At 34.7% G+C, this 17,050-nt stretch carries 15 protein-coding genes and 2 tRNA genes; 6 read left to right on the plus strand and 11 right to left on the minus strand.

Annotation, left to right across the window (positions count from 1 at the left end; translation table 11 throughout):
* Positions 1 to 18: 18 nt before the first annotated feature.
* The 6 genes from A2530_RS09345 to A2530_RS09370 form a co-directional block, all read right to left on the minus strand.
* Entirely contained in the window at positions 19 to 1,125 is a 1,107-nt protein-coding gene (locus tag A2530_RS09345; RefSeq protein ID WP_294883559.1) for a hypothetical protein, read from the minus strand.
* Positions 1,106 to 2,527, minus strand: coding sequence for a VWA domain-containing protein (locus tag A2530_RS09350; RefSeq protein ID WP_294883560.1), 1,422 nt, complete (start codon positions 2,525 to 2,527; stop codon positions 1,106 to 1,108). The genes A2530_RS09345 and A2530_RS09350 overlap by 20 nt, the downstream gene beginning before the upstream one ends.
* Positions 2,524 to 3,273 carry a VWA domain-containing protein gene (locus A2530_RS09355; RefSeq protein ID WP_294883561.1) on the minus strand — a complete coding sequence of 250 codons (750 nt, stop codon included), beginning with the start codon at positions 3,271 to 3,273 and terminating at the stop codon, positions 2,524 to 2,526. The genes A2530_RS09350 and A2530_RS09355 overlap by 4 nt, the downstream gene beginning before the upstream one ends.
* Positions 3,274 to 3,454: 181 nt before the next feature.
* Complete coding sequence (locus tag A2530_RS09360; protein WP_294883562.1) at positions 3,455 to 4,225, minus strand: sulfite exporter TauE/SafE family protein; 771 nt, start codon at positions 4,223 to 4,225, stop codon at positions 3,455 to 3,457.
* A gap of 86 nt (positions 4,226 to 4,311) precedes the next feature.
* Positions 4,312 to 4,761, minus strand: coding sequence for a hypothetical protein (locus A2530_RS09365; protein ID WP_294883563.1), 450 nt, complete (start codon positions 4,759 to 4,761; stop codon positions 4,312 to 4,314).
* 116 nt (positions 4,762 to 4,877) lie between these two features.
* Positions 4,878 to 5,147: a response regulator gene (locus A2530_RS09370; protein ID WP_294883565.1), complete on the minus strand. Its 270-nt coding sequence runs from the start codon at positions 5,145 to 5,147 to the stop codon at positions 4,878 to 4,880.
* Between the two features lie 158 nt (positions 5,148 to 5,305).
* Here A2530_RS09370 and A2530_RS09375 point away from each other — a divergent pair.
* Positions 5,306 to 5,381: transfer RNA gene (locus A2530_RS09375), tRNA-Lys, on the plus strand.
* Between the two features lie 23 nt (positions 5,382 to 5,404).
* Positions 5,405 to 5,479: transfer RNA gene (locus A2530_RS09380), tRNA-Glu, on the plus strand.
* Positions 5,480 to 5,533: 54 nt separating this feature from the next.
* On the opposite strand, the gene A2530_RS09385 is transcribed toward A2530_RS09380, so the two are convergent.
* From A2530_RS09385 to A2530_RS09405, 5 genes are all read right to left on the minus strand, one after another.
* A complete protein-coding gene (locus A2530_RS09385; RefSeq protein ID WP_294883566.1) occupies positions 5,534 to 8,245 on the minus strand; it encodes a PAS domain S-box protein in 2,712 nt (903 codons plus the stop codon).
* Between the two features lie 101 nt (positions 8,246 to 8,346).
* Positions 8,347 to 9,081 carry a TonB family protein gene (locus A2530_RS09390; protein WP_294883567.1) on the minus strand — a complete coding sequence of 245 codons (735 nt, stop codon included), beginning with the start codon at positions 9,079 to 9,081 and terminating at the stop codon, positions 8,347 to 8,349.
* A 53-nt stretch (positions 9,082 to 9,134) separates the two neighbouring features.
* Positions 9,135 to 10,310, minus strand: coding sequence for an ammonium transporter (locus A2530_RS09395; protein WP_294883569.1), 1,176 nt, complete (start codon positions 10,308 to 10,310; stop codon positions 9,135 to 9,137).
* 142 nt (positions 10,311 to 10,452) lie between these two features.
* Entirely contained in the window at positions 10,453 to 10,791 is a 339-nt protein-coding gene (locus A2530_RS09400) for a P-II family nitrogen regulator (RefSeq protein WP_294883571.1), read from the minus strand.
* A gap of 56 nt (positions 10,792 to 10,847) precedes the next feature.
* A complete protein-coding gene (locus tag A2530_RS09405) occupies positions 10,848 to 12,101 on the minus strand; it encodes an ammonium transporter (protein ID WP_294883572.1) in 1,254 nt (417 codons plus the stop codon).
* A gap of 220 nt (positions 12,102 to 12,321) precedes the next feature.
* Here A2530_RS09405 and gyrA point away from each other — a divergent pair, with 220 nt between their 5' ends.
* Genes gyrA through A2530_RS09425 form a run of 4 tightly spaced genes read left to right on the plus strand, consistent with a single transcriptional unit; the run spans position 12,322 to position 17,041 of the window.
* Positions 12,322 to 14,802 carry a DNA gyrase subunit A gene (gene gyrA / locus A2530_RS09410; protein ID WP_294883574.1) on the plus strand — a complete coding sequence of 827 codons (2,481 nt, stop codon included), beginning with the start codon at positions 12,322 to 12,324 and terminating at the stop codon, positions 14,800 to 14,802.
* Positions 14,803 to 14,847: 45 nt separating this feature from the next.
* Positions 14,848 to 15,381 (plus strand): LPP20 family lipoprotein, encoded by a 534-nt coding sequence (locus tag A2530_RS09415; RefSeq protein ID WP_294883576.1) that lies wholly within the window; start codon positions 14,848 to 14,850, stop codon positions 15,379 to 15,381.
* Positions 15,327 to 15,737: a hypothetical protein gene (locus A2530_RS09420; RefSeq protein ID WP_294883579.1), complete on the plus strand. Its 411-nt coding sequence runs from the start codon at positions 15,327 to 15,329 to the stop codon at positions 15,735 to 15,737. Before A2530_RS09415 ends, A2530_RS09420 begins: the two co-directional genes overlap by 55 nt.
* An 11-nt stretch (positions 15,738 to 15,748) precedes the next feature.
* Complete coding sequence (locus tag A2530_RS09425) at positions 15,749 to 17,041, plus strand: sigma-54 dependent transcriptional regulator (protein ID WP_294883580.1); 1,293 nt, start codon at positions 15,749 to 15,751, stop codon at positions 17,039 to 17,041.
* Positions 17,042 to 17,050: the final 9 nt, after the last annotated feature.

The raw sequence follows: 17,050 nt of genomic DNA on the forward strand, positions 1-17,050 counted from the left end.
GTAGCCTTTTGTTTAATATCATATTAACATACTTATCTTTTTTGCATCCCTAAGCGAGACAGCTCTCTTTTGTTCTATATCTAAAATCAGACTATCATATTTTTTTGAATCTTTAAGCGCCAAAATAAGCATCAGCTCTTTAAGCGATTTTGCATTTTGTATCTTTTGCTTAAACTCTTCATCTTCGCTCTGTTTTACTATTTTTTTGTTTATCTTTACTTTTGCCGCTAAAAAACCGGCTATAAAAATCAACATGTAGTATAAGTAAGAGTAGTTAAATTTAAAACTCTCATCTTTCACGTTATCAAGGAGTTCCTCTTTGCTAAAGCCTTTTTCTACATGTACATGTATCGGTTCTAAAACCAAAATATCGCTTTTTTTCTCCAAGAGATTAAAGTACTCTATCTCCACCTTTGGGATTGTAAAATTTTGATCACTTACAAAAGCAAACTTTTGACTCCACTCTCCTCTTTCTCCATTTTCACTTAACACTGCTTCCGTAACGGCTTTTTCAGCAAAAACTTTTACTCCCTCTATCTCAAATTTCAGAGGTTGTATTGCTTCAAAATTGCCCTCTCCTTTTATCACTACATGTAGATGATAAGGTTCATAAGCTTTAACTTCGCTCTTTTCTTGTTTTAGCTCTAAACTAAAATTTCCAATTAATGAACTATTTGTCTCTTTTATATTTAGAGTAAGAGTTTGTTGTTTAACAATAGTTTTTACAAACTCCTCTTTTTGCATATTATCTCTTCCGATTACGGTATTTTCTATAGAATCTTTTGTCGTTTTTTTCATTAGAGCTTCAAAATCAAAGCTTATCTCCCCTGCTCTTTTTGCAAATGCTATAAACTCATAACTGTTGACTCTTTTTCCATCAACTATATTTTCGCTCTGTCTTAAATTTTTAAGCAGATATTTTTCATAGTCGCCTGCCGGTTTAAACTCTATAGTGTATAGCTCTGAAGTATCGCTAAAAGTGCAGACATATTTAAGATAAATTGCCTCATTTACATAAGCGGATGTTTTGTTTGCAGAAGCACTCCATTCATAGACAGATGCAAATATATCTACATGTAAAAATAAAAACAGTATTAAAAAAATTTTACCAAGGCTTTTTCTCATTGACTCCCCTTTTGTTTATTAACTCATACTGTTTTGAGCTTAGTTTTGCTTTGGAACTATTTAAACTTGTTTGTTCTTTTGATTCGCTTTTTTTGCCGTCATCCGAAGCACTGCTAGCAGCTGCATCTACTTTCATATTTGAGCCACCCCCCTCTTTTTGTTTTTTTTGATTCTGCTCTTTTTTTGCAAGTGCAGATTTCTCTTTGGCTTGTTGTTGCCCCGTACTCATCTCTTTTTTTTCGCCGACATCTTTTATAAATTCCATGTTCTCATACGCCTCTTTCGAGTAAAAAAGCGTCAATGATTTTAGGTACGCCACTCTTGCTTTTTCAAACTCTTGAAGCCTAACCAGTGAGTTAGCGATATTGTAATAAATTATAGATTTTGTCTGCAAGTCGTTTGATTTTACCTTTTCATAACTTTGCAGTGCTTTTTCATACTCACCGCATTTATAAAACTGTGTCGCAGCCTTAAAATAGTCCATATTTTGACTTGCATTTACATGTATGCCAAAAAGAAGCAAAAATGCTACTACATATCTCTTTAACGTGGTTACACTTATCAAAAATGTAGCAATTGCCAGAAATACGAAATAGTAAAAAAGTTCCATATTCCTTACTATTAATGTTTTACTCTCTTTATCTTTTGATTTTTGAGAATTTAATGCATCCAAAAGTGTATCAAAATCTTTCGTATAGACTCCTCCCGTAGCATCTGCTATCTCTTTTACGGCACTGTTTTCTCGGCTTATAGCTATATCGCCTAGTTCATCTTTTAATAGTTCGCCGTTTTCAAGCCTCATCGTTCCGCCCATTGTTGAAGCAGTCATAAAGATATTTACTCTAAGGTTGCTTTTTTTGGCAAACATAGCCTCTGCTTCATAACCAAGCTCATCCGCTCCGTCGCTAAATAGCACAACGGTCGGATTTTTTGATTTTGACATCTTCCTTGCAAGCTCTAGTGCCGACATAATACTGCTGCCTTTTGTAATAATGAGTTTATCATCCAGCGCGTTAAAAAGATGAAGCAAAAGCTCTTTATCTTCGGTCAAAGGCGATAAAACAATAGCATTTGTCGTAAAACCTAAAACGGCAAATCTGCTTTTTTGCTCCGATTCAACAAGCTTTTTTAGCATCTCTTTCGCATAAGACAATCTTGTCGGCTCTATATCACTTGTCTGCATAGAGTAAGACAAATCTACTCCTATGATTACATCGCTAAGTATCTGTTTTGACTCTATAGGTTCTTGTTCTATTACGGGTCTGCTAAGTGCTATGATTATAAAAACTGCACTTAACATGTAGCCGTAAAATACAACTCGAAACTCTCTGAAGTCTTTTTTTACGAAAAAAGGTAAAAATAGAACCAAAAGCCATAAAAATTGCGGATATAACAGGCTCATTTTTTTGCCTCTCTATAAAGAAGATAGAGTAAAACCGCCAATGCCAAAAGCAAAAATATAAAGTAGTAATAATCCTTCAAAAGATACTCTCTGCTTTTTATTTTTGAAGATTCCGTCTCATCTATTTTTTCATACACTTCTTGAAGCTCTTTTGCAGAGGCTGCACTAAAAAATTCTCCGTCGCTCTCATTTGCAATCTTTTTCAAAAGCGCTTCATCGGCTTCGCCCTTGTTTCCTATGCCTATCGTGTATATCTTTATATTTTTATCTTTTGCAAGTGCGATTGCATCTTTCGGGGAGGTTGCACCGCTGTTATGCTCGCCGTCCGTTAAAAGAATAATTATTTTTGATTTGGCTTTTGAGTGCTTAAAAGCTCTAACTCCCATGGCTATCGCTTCGCCTATAGCAGTATTTTGTCCTGCCATACCGTGAGTGAGATATCCCAACATTTCAACGACTATATTTTTTTCATAAGTTATAGGCGATGCGATAAAAGCAAAATCTCCGTATAAAACTATACCGACATTATCTTCTTGCCTTTTTTCTATAAACTCTGTTGCAATTTTTTTTGTTATCTCAAATCTTGAGAGTCTCTCACCGCCACTTACTTCATTTTGTGCATCAAATCCGGATGAATTCATAGAACCGCTTGCATCTATTGCCAAGAGTATATCTTTGCCGTGTCTGTTTAACGGGTTTATTTTATCGACTATTATAGGAGAGGAAAGGGCAATACACAACAACAAAAATATGATTATCTTTAATAACCACTCTAATTTTGGAAAACTTTTTTTGGCTGATAAAAAATGCAAATGTACAAAATATCTAGGCTTTAGATATTCTTTACATTTATACATGCAATAAAGCAGCGGGAAAATAAAGAGCAGAAGGTATGGATATTCAAAATCAAAGCTATTCATTGATGTATTATATAATCCCGCTTATAAGCCCAAAAGAGATAACAATTAGCAATCCTGAAACAACTAGGCGTATAAACTCTATAGAGATTTTCTTTAAGAGTTTATTACCGATAAACGTTCCTAAAAAAGCCGCCGCGGTAGCGACAAATACCATCCACCAATCTATGTCGCCCTCTTGCAAGAAACTCTCGCCGTATATAATCATCCTAGCACTGTCAACCATTACAGCAAGAACTACGCCCGTAGCTATAAAACTCTCTTTACTAAGCCCGGCTTTTAGTAAAAACATACTTCTAAAAGCTCCTTGATTTCCAGACAATCCGCCGAAAAAACCGCTTAAAACACCGCCTATAGGAAGATACTTTTTATCTAACGCGATATCGGCAAAAAAAGGGAGCGACTCAAGGAGTACGAAAAAGAGTATCAAAACGCCTATAACAAATTTGATTGGAGTAACAACAAAACTTTTATCAAATAGTTTATACTCATAAAGTATCTCTATCCCTGATAAGAATCCCAATAAATAAGCACCCATAAAAGCAAAAATTACGGCAGGCAGACCAAAATATAATAAAACTTTAGTATCTGCATTTTTTGCTACTAAAAAAAACTTTAATATATTGTTGGCAAAATGAACAACCGCGGTAATAGCTATGGCAACGGCAGGCGGGAAAAAGATAGCAACTACAGGCATAAGAAGGGTGCCAAGCCCAAAACCGCTAAAAAAAGTAAGAAGTGCAGCAATAAATGATGCAAAAGCAATAATAAACAGTTCCACTTAAAACCCTTTTATAATAAATTTATCACATTTTAACCTATTAAAGATAAAATTGTCAAAAAAACGGCAGATAAAACAAATGTAAATTACTTAACCGTTATAAACCCTACTTTTTGATTTATATGGCAAGCATTGCAAGAGTCTTTAACATAGCTAAATCTCTCTTCTATTTTCGTATCGTTTTGTGACACAAGCATCTTTTTAAACTCTTCGTACGTGTTATCTAAAAAGTAGATTCGACTGGCTTCTTCTCTCGCAGGTCTTCTTACGTAACCGTTTTGCATGGCTGTTTTTATCTTTTGCCAATGATAAAGTGCCAGCTCATAGTTTTTTTCATCAACGGCTTTTTTGACACTCTCGTATCTATATCCGACTTCCATCATCGCCGTATCAAATCCTCTAAATTGCTTCTGCACCGCCTCGAACCTGCCATTAGCTGAATCAATATCCATAAGCCAGTTAGATTTTGTCGAATAACCATTATCCGACGCAAAAAGAACGGCGGCAGTCATGATTAACATGTTAAAAAACTTCATATATTTTCTCCCCAGAATTAAACTTTTTATGATACCTTTTTAGTATAAAATATATCTAAATTTTATCAGCTAAAATCTCTCATATATTTTGTGAGATTTCATATTTTTAAAATGAATTATTTATGAAAAATTACGCTAAATATACTCCCCACACTCTCAATACTTTTAGCGGATATCTTTTTGCTTTTTATACTTTTGCACACTTCATACCCGTTGCTACCCTCTATCATTATATCCAAGATGATGACATCATACCCGTTAAATTCTACAAGATAGAGCGCTTCGTCGCCGTTATCGGTTATGTCAACTGTAAAATATTCCTCTTCTAAGCCTTTTTTTAAAAAAGAGGCTATTTTTTTATCGTCTTCTACTATCAAAATTTTCATCTAAGAATTAAACCTTTTATTTTTAGCTGTTCAATGATACATTCAACATATGAATAGAATGTGAATAAATTTCAAAATTTAGCAGTTTTTTTCTTGACATATATATTCTATTTGTCTATAATTCGCGTCCACAAACAGTAGGTTTGAGGTCTAAACATGTCTTGTTAGCTCAGCTGGTAGAGCATCTCACTTTTAATGAGGTGGCCGATGGTTCGAATCCATCACAGGACACCATTTATATAAAAACGCTATAGAGTGGCCCCGTCGTCTAGCGGTCAGGATCCATGGTTTTCATCCATGTTACAGGAGTTCGATTCTCCTCGGGGTCACCACTTACTCTCTCTTTAATATTTACCGAGCCAAGACGTCAAAACAATCTAAAAACACTATATATCAACCACCGTATTTCTACCTTTATTTTTTGCCATATAAAGTGCATCATCAACTCGTTTTATAAAACTCTCTGCGCTCTCTTTATCTTTATAAAAAGTGACTCCAAAACTACATGTAACGCTGCCTACTTTGTCAAACATCGTTGCTTCAATAGCCTCTCTTAGTTTTTCAGCCAAAGTAGCAGCACTTAAAGAGTCTGTTTCAGGAGATAAAATAAGAAACTCCTCTCCGCCCCATCTTACAAATATATCGGAGTGTCTAATATTCTCTTTTACAATATTTACTATCTCTTTTAAAACATAATCTCCGGTATCGTGTCCATAAGTGTCATTAACTTTTTTAAAGTAGTCAATATCAAACATTATAAGGGTAAGAGGGCTTTCATATCTTAGTACACGGTTAAGCTCAAGGTTAAATATCTCTTCAAATTTATGTCTGTTATAAATACCTGTCAATTTATCGGTAGTTGCCAGTTTTTCAAGATTTTTCTCCATCTCGATTCTTTGCGTAATATCTTTTCCGGTTGATATAAATGCAGTTATCTCGTCATCATCATTTTTAATAGAGGAGATAGTAGTCTCCTCATAGTAGAGTTCTGCATTTTTCTTTCTGTTTATAAAAAGTCCTCGAAATGAATTTCCCGACACAAGAGTGTCCCATACTTCTTTATAAAAATCTTTATCGTGTCTGCCAGATTTTAAAATAGAAGCATTTTGACCTATACTCTCTTCGCGGCTATAGCCCGTGTGTCTCACAAAAGCATCATTCACAAAGGTAATCTCTCCTCTTACATCCGTAATTATGATTATGTCGTCTATCTCCTCTATGGCTTTTGAGAGTTTTTTAATCTCATCTATCGCTTTTTTAGACTCCGTGATATCCGTACATATTCCTGAAATTATATCTCCCTCAAGATGTGCGCTCACTTGCACGTTTTTCTCTTGCGACTCTCTTGTTAATAAAACAAGTTCTATTTTTTCAACTTTTTTGTGTTTGACCAACTCATTTACGAAATAGTCTCTTTGAGAAGATTCTTTATATGCATGTATAATATTTTTATCTTTAATCTCTTCTTGTGACACATAACCCATTATCTTTAAAATTGCATCATTTACATAGACTATATCGCCTGAAATTTTTGTGTTAAATATTCCGATTTGCGAATTTTCAACCAAATTTCTATACTGCTTTTCGGATATTTCAATATTTTTATACATAGCTTTTATTTTGCTGATATCACGGGCTATGCTTATAATATAACTTTTATTATCCTCTTTAAACGTTCTACAGTTTACCTCTAAAGGAATAACACGCCCATCTTTTGTTTTATGTGAAACTTCAAAAATAACTTTGCCTTTTTCCGTTAACTCTTTTTGAATTTTCTTTATATTCTCTTTATATACCTCATTACCTGTTTTTTCATCATGATAATCAAGGTCTTGAACCTTCATACTTAAAAGTTCCTCTTTTGTATATCCTCTATCGATGCAAGCCGCTTCATTAACATACACAAAGCTTCCGTCTAAGTTATGGACAAAGATAGAGTCTGTTACCGCATTGAGAAGTTTTGACTGAAGTTCGAGTTCTCTGTTTCTTTTATACCTCTCGGTAATATCCTGCACAGTTGCAAGTATTTTTGTAGGATTATTCTCCTCATCAAACTCAACTCTTGCCTTTTCATAAACAACTTTTTGTTCACCGTTTGGTAAAATCACTCTGTAATATATTGAGTGATGTTCTTTTGTTGTTAATGTTTTTTTAACAGAATCATTTACCAAAGAGCGGTCATCTTCATAAATGCAATTTAAAAAAGAGTCATAAGTGGACAACAACTCTTTTTTATCTTGTCCAAAAATTTCATACATCTCATCCGAGCAAATAAGTTTGTTTTTGAGTGTATCAAATTCCCAATTTCCGATACGAGTCAATTTTTGAGCCTCTTTAAAAAGCTCATTTGTTTTTGACAGCTCTTTAGTCCTTTGTGCTACCTTCTCTTCTAACGTTTTGTTTAAAAGTGCTATCTCATTATATTTTTTTTCAAACAGCTGGTATATAAAGAAATGCTCTTCTATGAGGAAATCCACCGGAGAAAAATCTTGAGTTCTAATCTGTTTATTTAACTTGATAATAGGATAGACATTTAAAAAATATAAAAAGAGGAGAAAAACAACTATTATAAGAACAAAATATAGTACAAAAGTAGCGACTAAGTTTTGAACCTCTTTTTCAGAAGACTTAAGATACTCATCATTTAAATCAATTATTAAATTATATTTTATCTCCATATCTTTATTGAAGTAACTAAAATCACGGTAAAAAATAATATCCTCATGTAAAGAGTCATTATCTATCCTATCAATATGCAGTCCATTTTTATAGATTGTATTTATCATTTTTGCATCGGTTGAAACTACTATTTTATCTTCTAACGCTATAGATAACGTCTGATATTCCTTATGTGTATGAAGACTTTTATTGAGCAAATTTAGTGAGCTCTGCATTCCTTCTCGTTCAATAAACTTAGATACTAGATATCCAAGCTCTAAAATATCCCCTTTAATCTGTGATATATGCTCTTTTTTAAAAGAAGTTTTAGCAACACTATATGTGTATAAAAATGTACCTGAAATTATGACAATGAGGAAAAGAGTAAGTGCAAAATTCACTTTTTTTAAAGAAAAAGTACTGTTTAATTTAATTGACATTTTTTCTTCCTTATATGTTAAATTTAATTAATGTTATTTATTGAGTATAACACGAAGAAATTAAAAGACATTTGACTAACATCAATTTCATTATGTTTTTGCTAATTTAAATCATACTCTATTGCAGTGCTTAAAGTAACCTCTTCTTTTGGCTTTGGAAATTTTCCGCTAAGCCCCTCTATAGTTTTTATTGCCGCACGGCTTAAAATATCACTGCTTGACTCTTCTATGTTTATATTAATAGCTTGTGCATTTGTTTTTAGAGTAAACTTTATCTTTACAAAACCGGTAATATTTCTTTTTCTAGCACTCATAGGGTAATAGAGATTCTCTTTAAGCAACTGTGATATTTTTTGCATATTTACTTTTATATATTCATCCGATTGGGTCTTTTTATCAACTGCTAAATCTTTCGTTTGCGACTCAGATAGAGTGTTTTGAGGAGTTTTCTCATTTGTTGATATCTCTTTTAGCAAAGGAGATGATACTAGCGTTTCTTTGATAATTTCTTGATACTCTTCAGGTTCTGATTTCTTAGTTTGCTCTATTTTTTTCTCTTGGATAGGTTTGAAAGCAGGCTTTACTATCTCTCTTTTTTTAGGTTTTTGGATTGGTTTTTGTTCTGGTGATTGAGGCTTTTTTGGTTCAGGTTCAATAATTTCTTTTGGCTCTTGAACTGTTTTTTCATTTGCTTCTACACTGCAAAGCTTTAAGCAAATCTTATCCTCTTGTACTTTTTTAACTTCAGAACTGTTTTGCCACATAAACAAAACAAATAAAAGCAAAGAGGAGTGGATAATAAGCGAAATAATAAACGAACTGCCATGTCTAATCATAAGACAATGTTAGCAAAATAATCGTTATATCGTCGTTAAAATATTCCTAAATTCTAGATTGCTCTTTTAAATTCAGGATATGCTTCTACTCCACACTCATTTATATCCATACCCTCAACCTGACTGTCATCGCTTGCTCTAAATCTTGAAATTTTATTAATTATATATAAAACTACAAATGAGACGCTAAAGGCAAAAATTCCCACAAGTACAACTCCTTTTAATTGAGCCATAAAAGATATACTATCTACAAATATACCGACTGCCAAAGTCCCCCATATTCCGTTAACTAAATGAACAGACAATGCTCCTACAGGGTCATCTAATTTAAATTTATCAAAAATAGGAACGGCAAAAACTACTAAAGCGCCACCGACTAATCCAATCAAAATTGGTGTGTACATGTCATATAAATCAGGTCCGGCCGTAACTGCGACAAGCCCACCCAAAGCACCGTTTAATATCATAGTAATATCAAGAAGTTTGTATCTGAAGTACATGATAAAACCGGCGATTATTGCACCGGCAAGTCCGGCAGTATTTGTATTCATAATCGTTTTTGCTACTATATCTGCTTTTTCTATACTTGAGATTGAGCCTACACTCCCACCATTAAACCCAAACCATCCTATCCATAGCAAAAGGGCACCAAGAACTACGAGAGGAATATTTGAAGCAGGAATTACTTTTATCTTACCGTCTTGATAACGTCCTTTTCTAGGTCCTATAATCATTATTGCCGCTAAAAGTGCCCATCCGCCGGTTGAGTGAATAACAGTCGAACCTGCCAAATCGTACATGTTAATATCAAACATGGTTCCTGCTATCATATCGGCACCCCAGCTTACATTTACTACAAGAGGATATATAACAGCGCCCATAATAACCGTAAAAATAGCTAATGGAATAATACGAACTCTCTCGCTGACGCCGCCACTCATAATATTTACCGTCTTGCCTACAAATGCCATCTGAAACATAAAAATAGCCCAAATGCTGCTTGAAGTACTATCCCAGCTTCCAAAAGCAAGTTTGTAACCAATAAGTAAAAAAGCAAGTGAAGCTACTGCATAAATCATAACATTTATCGTAAGAACGGCGGAGACATTTTTTGTCCGAACCAATCCGGCTTCTAACATTGCAAAACCGGGTACCATAAAGATGATTAACACCATTGTAAAAAGTGTAAAAAAAGTATCGAGGATGTATTTGAAATCTGCTTCTAACATGTAGATATCCTTTAAAATTTGAAGGAAGCATTATATCGTATGAAGAGTCTTATTGTTTTTAAAATTGATTAATTTTTAATCAATATGAAGATTTTAAAAAATATCTATGCCAAAGAGATAAACTCCTTTGGCATTATAATAATTATATAGCTTCGCTATCAGTTTCACCTGTACGAATACGAACTATTCTCTCAACATCACTCACAAATATTTTACCGTCACCTATTTTACCGGTTCTTGCAGCTTCAACTATTGTGCTGACAACTTGTTCAACATTTCCATCGTCAACTACCATCTCCATCTTGATTTTAGGTAAGAAGTCAACAACGTATTCCGCACCGCGATAGAGTTCACTATGCCCTTTTTGACGACCGTAACCTTTAACTTCGCTAACAGTCATACCCGTAATTCCGATTTCAGCCAAAGCATCTTTTACATCTTCTAATTTAAATGGTTTAATAACCGCTTCTACTCTTTTCATAATAATATCTCCAAATTAAGTTTAAAATTGTAACCATTTTTGTGGTTTTAAGCAAATCATAGATTTAATGCTTTTTCTCCGTGAATTGTCTCATCAAGACCTCTGTTTTCAGACTCATCATCAACTCTGCCTCCGCCTGTTATTGCAGACGCTATAAAATAAACTATTGCAGTTACAACACCGCTATACACTATTGTTAACCCAATTGCCTGAAATTGACTTACAAGCTGAGAAGCCATGTTATAATCCTCTTTTAGTGCATAGGGAGCAATAAACAAAGCCGTCGCTATTGAACCCCAGATACCAACTAATCCGTGTATCCAAAAAGCATCTAGTGAATCATCAACTTTAAACATATTTTTAAGTTTTGCAACACCCCAAAAACCTAAAATACCGCCGACTAAACCTATTATAATAGCACCTTCAACGCCTGTTGAACCTGAAGCAGGAGTAATTGCCACAAGACCTGCAACCGCACCTGAAGCTCCACCTACGATAGTAGCTTTTTTATAAACAAGCCACTCAACTATTATCCAACCTATTACTCCAAGTGAAGCCGCCACATTTGTAACTAAAAATGCAGATGCTGCAACACCGTCAGCTGCCAACTCAGACCCGGCATTAAAACCAAACCATCCAAACCATAACAGTGCAGCACCGAGTGAGACTAAAACAGGTGAAAAAGGTTTAATCGCCGTTTTACCGTAATCTCTTCTGCGTCCTAAAATCATAGCTACAACAAAACCTGCCACACCCGCATTTAAGTGAACAACTGTTCCTCCGGCAAAATCCATCTCTCCAAAGTTAAGTGTAGAACCTCCACCCCAAGCCCAGTGAGTTACAGGTGCATAAACAGCTACTATCCATAAAGCTGCAAAAACCATATATGTGGAGAACTTAACACGCTCTATCATAGAGCCACTCGCAATTGCCACTGCAATAGCTGCAAAAGTACCTTGAAATGCTACAAAAAGAAGCTCAGGAATACTACCGCTTAAAGTACTTGAAGTAATTCCATTCAGAAGCACTTTCCCGCTTCCTATAATATCTCCGCTTCCAAAAGCAATTGAATAACCTACTAAAACCCATACCAATGTTCCTACCGCATATGCACCTAAACTCATACCTATTGTATTTAATACATTCTTGCTACGTGTTAACCCTCCATAAAAGAGTGCAAGACCTGCCGGTGTCATTAACATAACAAATGCAGTAGCAACAAGCATCCAAGCAGTATTTCCACTGCTAAGCGAATCCTCGGCAAAGACCAAAGACGGAATTAATAGTAAAGCCAAATGATATTTTCTCATTTTTTATCCTTTTAGTTTATCTGCTCAAATTATACTAGCAAAATATTTTACGATAGGCAAAAAACTGATTAATTATTAATCAATAACTTCACTTTATAAAACAACGTCTCGGCAATTCACAAATAAAATATTTTCCCTCTATTTTAATATATTTTCCATAAAGCTTAAGGGACATTCAGATATCATAAAAAGATTTTAATTTTTAAACTAGGTGTTTTATATGGGCGACTTGCTAAACAATGATAATATACAAACTATAAATATTGAAGAGACTCTTCAAAACAGCTATCTTGACTATTCTATGAGTGTAATAGTAGGACGTGCATTACCCGACGTTCGCGACGGACTCAAACCTGTTCATAGAAGAATCCTTTATGCGATGGACAAACTAAGTCTCTCTCACGGATCAAAATTTAAAAAATCTGCGCGTATTGTCGGTGACGTTATTGGTCAATACCACCCGCACGGGGATACTGCCGTTTATGATGCACTAGTTCGTATGGCTCAACATTTTTCAATGAGAATGGAACTGGTTGACGGACAAGGAAACTTCGGTTCTGTTGATGGTGATTCTGCTGCTGCAATGCGTTATACTGAAGCTAGAATGACAAAATATGCGGGAGAACTTCTAAAAGATTTAGAAAAAAATACCGTTAACATGATAGACAACTATGATGCTACTACAAAAGAGCCTGATGTTATGCCTACACGTGTGCCGAATCTTCTAATAAACGGCTCTTCCGGTATTGCCGTAGGTATGGCAACAAATATTCCTCCGCATAATCCTACGGAAATAATGAACGGGTTAAAAGCACTTCTTGCAAATCCGGATATTGAGCTTATAGAACTGATGGAGCATATTAAAGCACCTGATTTTCCAACAGGCGGAACAATATTTGGCAAAAAAGGGATAATGGATGCATATGAGACAGGACGCGGCCGTATAAAAGTTCGTGCAAAAACTCACATAGAGAAAAAAGGCAACAGAGACGTTATAGTTATAGACGAACTCCCATATCAAGTAAACAAAGCTCGTCTTATAGAAAATATTGCAAATCTTGTAAAAGACAAAATGATAGAGGGTGTTTCGGAAATTCGCGATGAGTCTGACCGTGAGGGTATCCGCGTCGTAATAGAGCTTAAAAAAGATGCTATGAGCGAGATAGTTCTTAACAATCTTTTCAAGCAGACAAGCATGCAGACTACTTTTGGTATCATCATGCTCTCTATTTTAAACCAAGAGCCTAGAATTTTTGGAATCATAGATATCTTAAAACACTTTATAAATCACCGTAAAACTATTATTATTCGCCGTACGATTTTTGACCTTGAAAAGGCAAAAGCAAGAGCGCATATACTAGAAGGTCTTAAAAAAGCTCTTGATATTATAGATGAAATCATAAGAGTTATCAAATCAAGCAAAAATATTGAAGAAGCAAGAGATAACTTAGTATCTGAATTTGACTTTACTACTATTCAAGCTCAAAGCATTGTTGATATGCGTTTAGGAAGACTTACCGGTCTTGAGCGCGAAAAAATTGAAAATGAACTTCGTGAACTTCTTGAGCTTATCACATATTTGGAGTCAATTCTAAAAAGCGAAGAGATTTTACATGGAATAATTGACCAAGAGTTTGATGAAATTCTATCTATATATACCGACGTTAGACGTACCGACATTGAAGATGACTACGATGATATAGACGTAGAAGATTTAATCCCTAACGAGCCAATGGTAGTAACTATAACTCACAGAGGATATATAAAAAGAGTTCCGCTTGCTCAATATGAAAAACAAAAAAGAGGCGGCAAAGGCAAAATAGCCGTTACTACTTATGAAGATGACTTTATTGAGAGATTCTTTACATGTAACACTCACGATACTCTTTTATTTGTTACAGACCGCGGTCAGCTTCATTGGCTAAAGGTTTACCGCATTCCAGAGGGAAGCAGAACAGCAAAAGGCAAAGCAGTAGTAAATCTACTTAACCTTGTTGCAGAAGAGCAAATTCAGTCCATAAATCCGACTACGGACTTTAGCGAAGAGAAATCTTTAGTATTCTTTACTAAAAAAGGTATTGTGAAAAGAACAAACTTAAGCGAATTCTCAAATATCAGAAGCAATGGAGTAAAAGCCATTTTACTTGATGATGACGACTCAATTATTACTGCTAAAATTGCGGACAAAAGCATCAAATATCTATTTATAATGACAAAAATGTCTCAATGTATTAAATTCGATATGGAAAAAACACGTGATCAGGGTAGAAATACAAGAGGCGTCAGAGGTATTAAATTTAAACATGCAGATGATGTTGTGGTTGACGCAAATATTATTTCAAGCGATGAGCAGGAAATATTGGTTGTAAGCGAAAAAGGTATCGGAAAACGTACTGATGCAGGAGAATATCGCTTGACAAATCGCGGTGGCTCAGGAGTAATTGCGATGAAGATGACTCCAAAAACAGGCAAACATGTAGTAGGCTGTCTAATGGTTGATGAGAGTATGGACATGATGGCCCTGACAAAAGCAGGTAAAATGATAAGAGTAGATATGCAGACTATATCTAAATCAAGCAGAAACACTAGCGGTGTTTATATAGTAAAAGGCGATGATGTTGCAAATGTTTCTCGCTGTCCTAAACAACCTATTGAAGATGAAGATGATGATTTTTCTCTAGAATCAGATGAGTTGGAATAGTAATTGCTTTACAAACATACATAAAACCATGGTAAGGAACTTACAATGAAATATTCAATATTATTTGCGCTACTTTTAAGCATTTCATCACTTTTTGCAGATGAGATTATTAAACCTGCAGATACTACTGTTACGCAGCAAACTTATGCTGAAATGTTGGCACAAGCACAAGCTCAAGCTGCACAAATTCAAGCGGAAAAAGATGAGAGGTTAGCTTCAGAAGCTGCAACAGCTGCTCAAAAAGAAGAAGAGGTTTTGAAAAAGAACTCTTCTATTCATCTATCTGTTGTAGGTCAAGGAGTTGCACCTATGAACACTATCTCTCCCGCTCAAGCTTATGCCCTTGCGAAAAGAGCGGCTATTGCCGATGCTTACAGAGCAATTGCAGAGAAGGTAAAAGGTGTTCGTATTGATGGCGAAGATACTATCAAAAATATGATGGTTCAAAGATCTACTATTCGTACTTATGTTCAAGCTATGGTAAGAAATGCAAATGTTGTTGAAACAACTTTTAAAGAGGGGCTATGCGAAGTAGAGATGGAAATAGTAATTTCTCACTCAGACTTTGCTCGATATTAATTTTTAACTCACTAGCATTAAATGCAAGTGAGTTCCTTATTTCATACAAATATATAGTTCAAAACTCGGTTATATACAATGAAACACTGCTGATTTCACGTGCTATGACAAAATGTGAAGGTACTCCTCAAAGAGAACTAATTCTACAAAATAGAAACGGTGAGGATTTAAAAGCTCTTGTTTTTGAAAATTCGCAAGAGTTTATAGAGTACATACATGAACTTGGACTACATGTAGAACACAAAGAGAGCACGGTTAACTTACAAAATTTTTCAACAACTATTCTAACACTAAAAACAACCTGCTTCAAAGTCGATTTTAATGATAATTTTGCTACAATCGCACCTTTAAAATAAGGCTAAAATTAGTGAAAATTGCAATAGTTGAAGATGATATCAATATGAGAAAATCTCTTGAAATCGCTATGAGCGACTATCAAGAGTTTGAAATAAAAACTTTTAAAAATGCAAAAGACGCGCTAAAAAATATTGACGATAGTTTTGATTTAGTTATTACAGATATAAATATGCCTGGTATGGATGGTATAGAGTTTGTAAAAGCATTAGATGGCAAATATGAAGTTATTATAATGACCGGAAATGCAACGCTGCAAAGAGCAATTGAATCAATTCATCTAGGAGTAAAAGACTTTTTGCTTAAACCTTTTGACGTGGACACTCTAATTACCGCAATCAGAAGAGAAGATAGAATTCAAAAAGTAAAAAAAACATTAACCAAAAGAAGTGATAAAAAAAGTATAAGCGGTTTTTTCGGAAACTCAAAAGCGCTTGAGGGAGTTTTAAATATTGCCAACAAAGCCTCTAAAACGGATGCAACAATTTTACTCCTCGGTGAGAGCGGTGTAGGCAAAGAACTTTTTGCCTCTTATGTACATGAAAACTCTCCTAGAGCAAAAAAACCTTTTATAGCAATCAATATGGCTGCAATTCCGGAAAACCTGATAGAGAGCGAGCTATTTGGATTTGAAAAAGGTGCCTTTACCGATGCAGCTGAAGCAAAAGCAGGACAGTTTGAATTAGCAGAAGGCGGAACACTTTTTTTGGATGAAATAGGTGAGATGCCGTATAGCGTTCAAGCAAAACTGCTTCGTGCGTTGCAGGAGAAAGAGATAAGAAGACTAGGCTCGTCTAAAAGCACTAAAATAAATGTAAGAGTTGTATCTGCAACTAATGCAAATCTTTTGGATAAGATAAAAAACGGCGAGTTTAGAGATGATTTATACTATCGTTTAAATACTATACCCATAAATATTCCGCCTCTTAGAGAAAGAAGAGACGAAATTTTACAAATTGCAGATAAAATTTTGGAACAAAATTGTAAAAGATACAACTTTGAATTAAAAAATTTTTCTGATGAGTCTAAAAAACAGCTCTTATCATATAGATGGCCTGGAAATATAAGAGAACTTATTTCAGTCGTTGAGAGAGCAGTTATTTTGAGTGAGGGCAACGAGATAACACCTAATGAGCTTTTTTTAGAACATCGCGGATTAAGCACTCAAAAAGACATATCCAGTTTGGAAAGAGAGCTTATAGCAGAGGTTCTAAATTCAAAAAACGGTGATGTTGACAAAACATCTGAAATACTCGGTATGAGCAAAGAAAATCTAATTAAAAAAATAAAAAATTATCAGTTATAAGGAGAAAAG

Source organism: Sulfurimonas sp. RIFOXYD2_FULL_34_21 (genome assembly GCF_001830805.1).
Classification (GTDB): domain Bacteria; phylum Campylobacterota; class Campylobacteria; order Campylobacterales; family Sulfurimonadaceae; genus Sulfurimonas.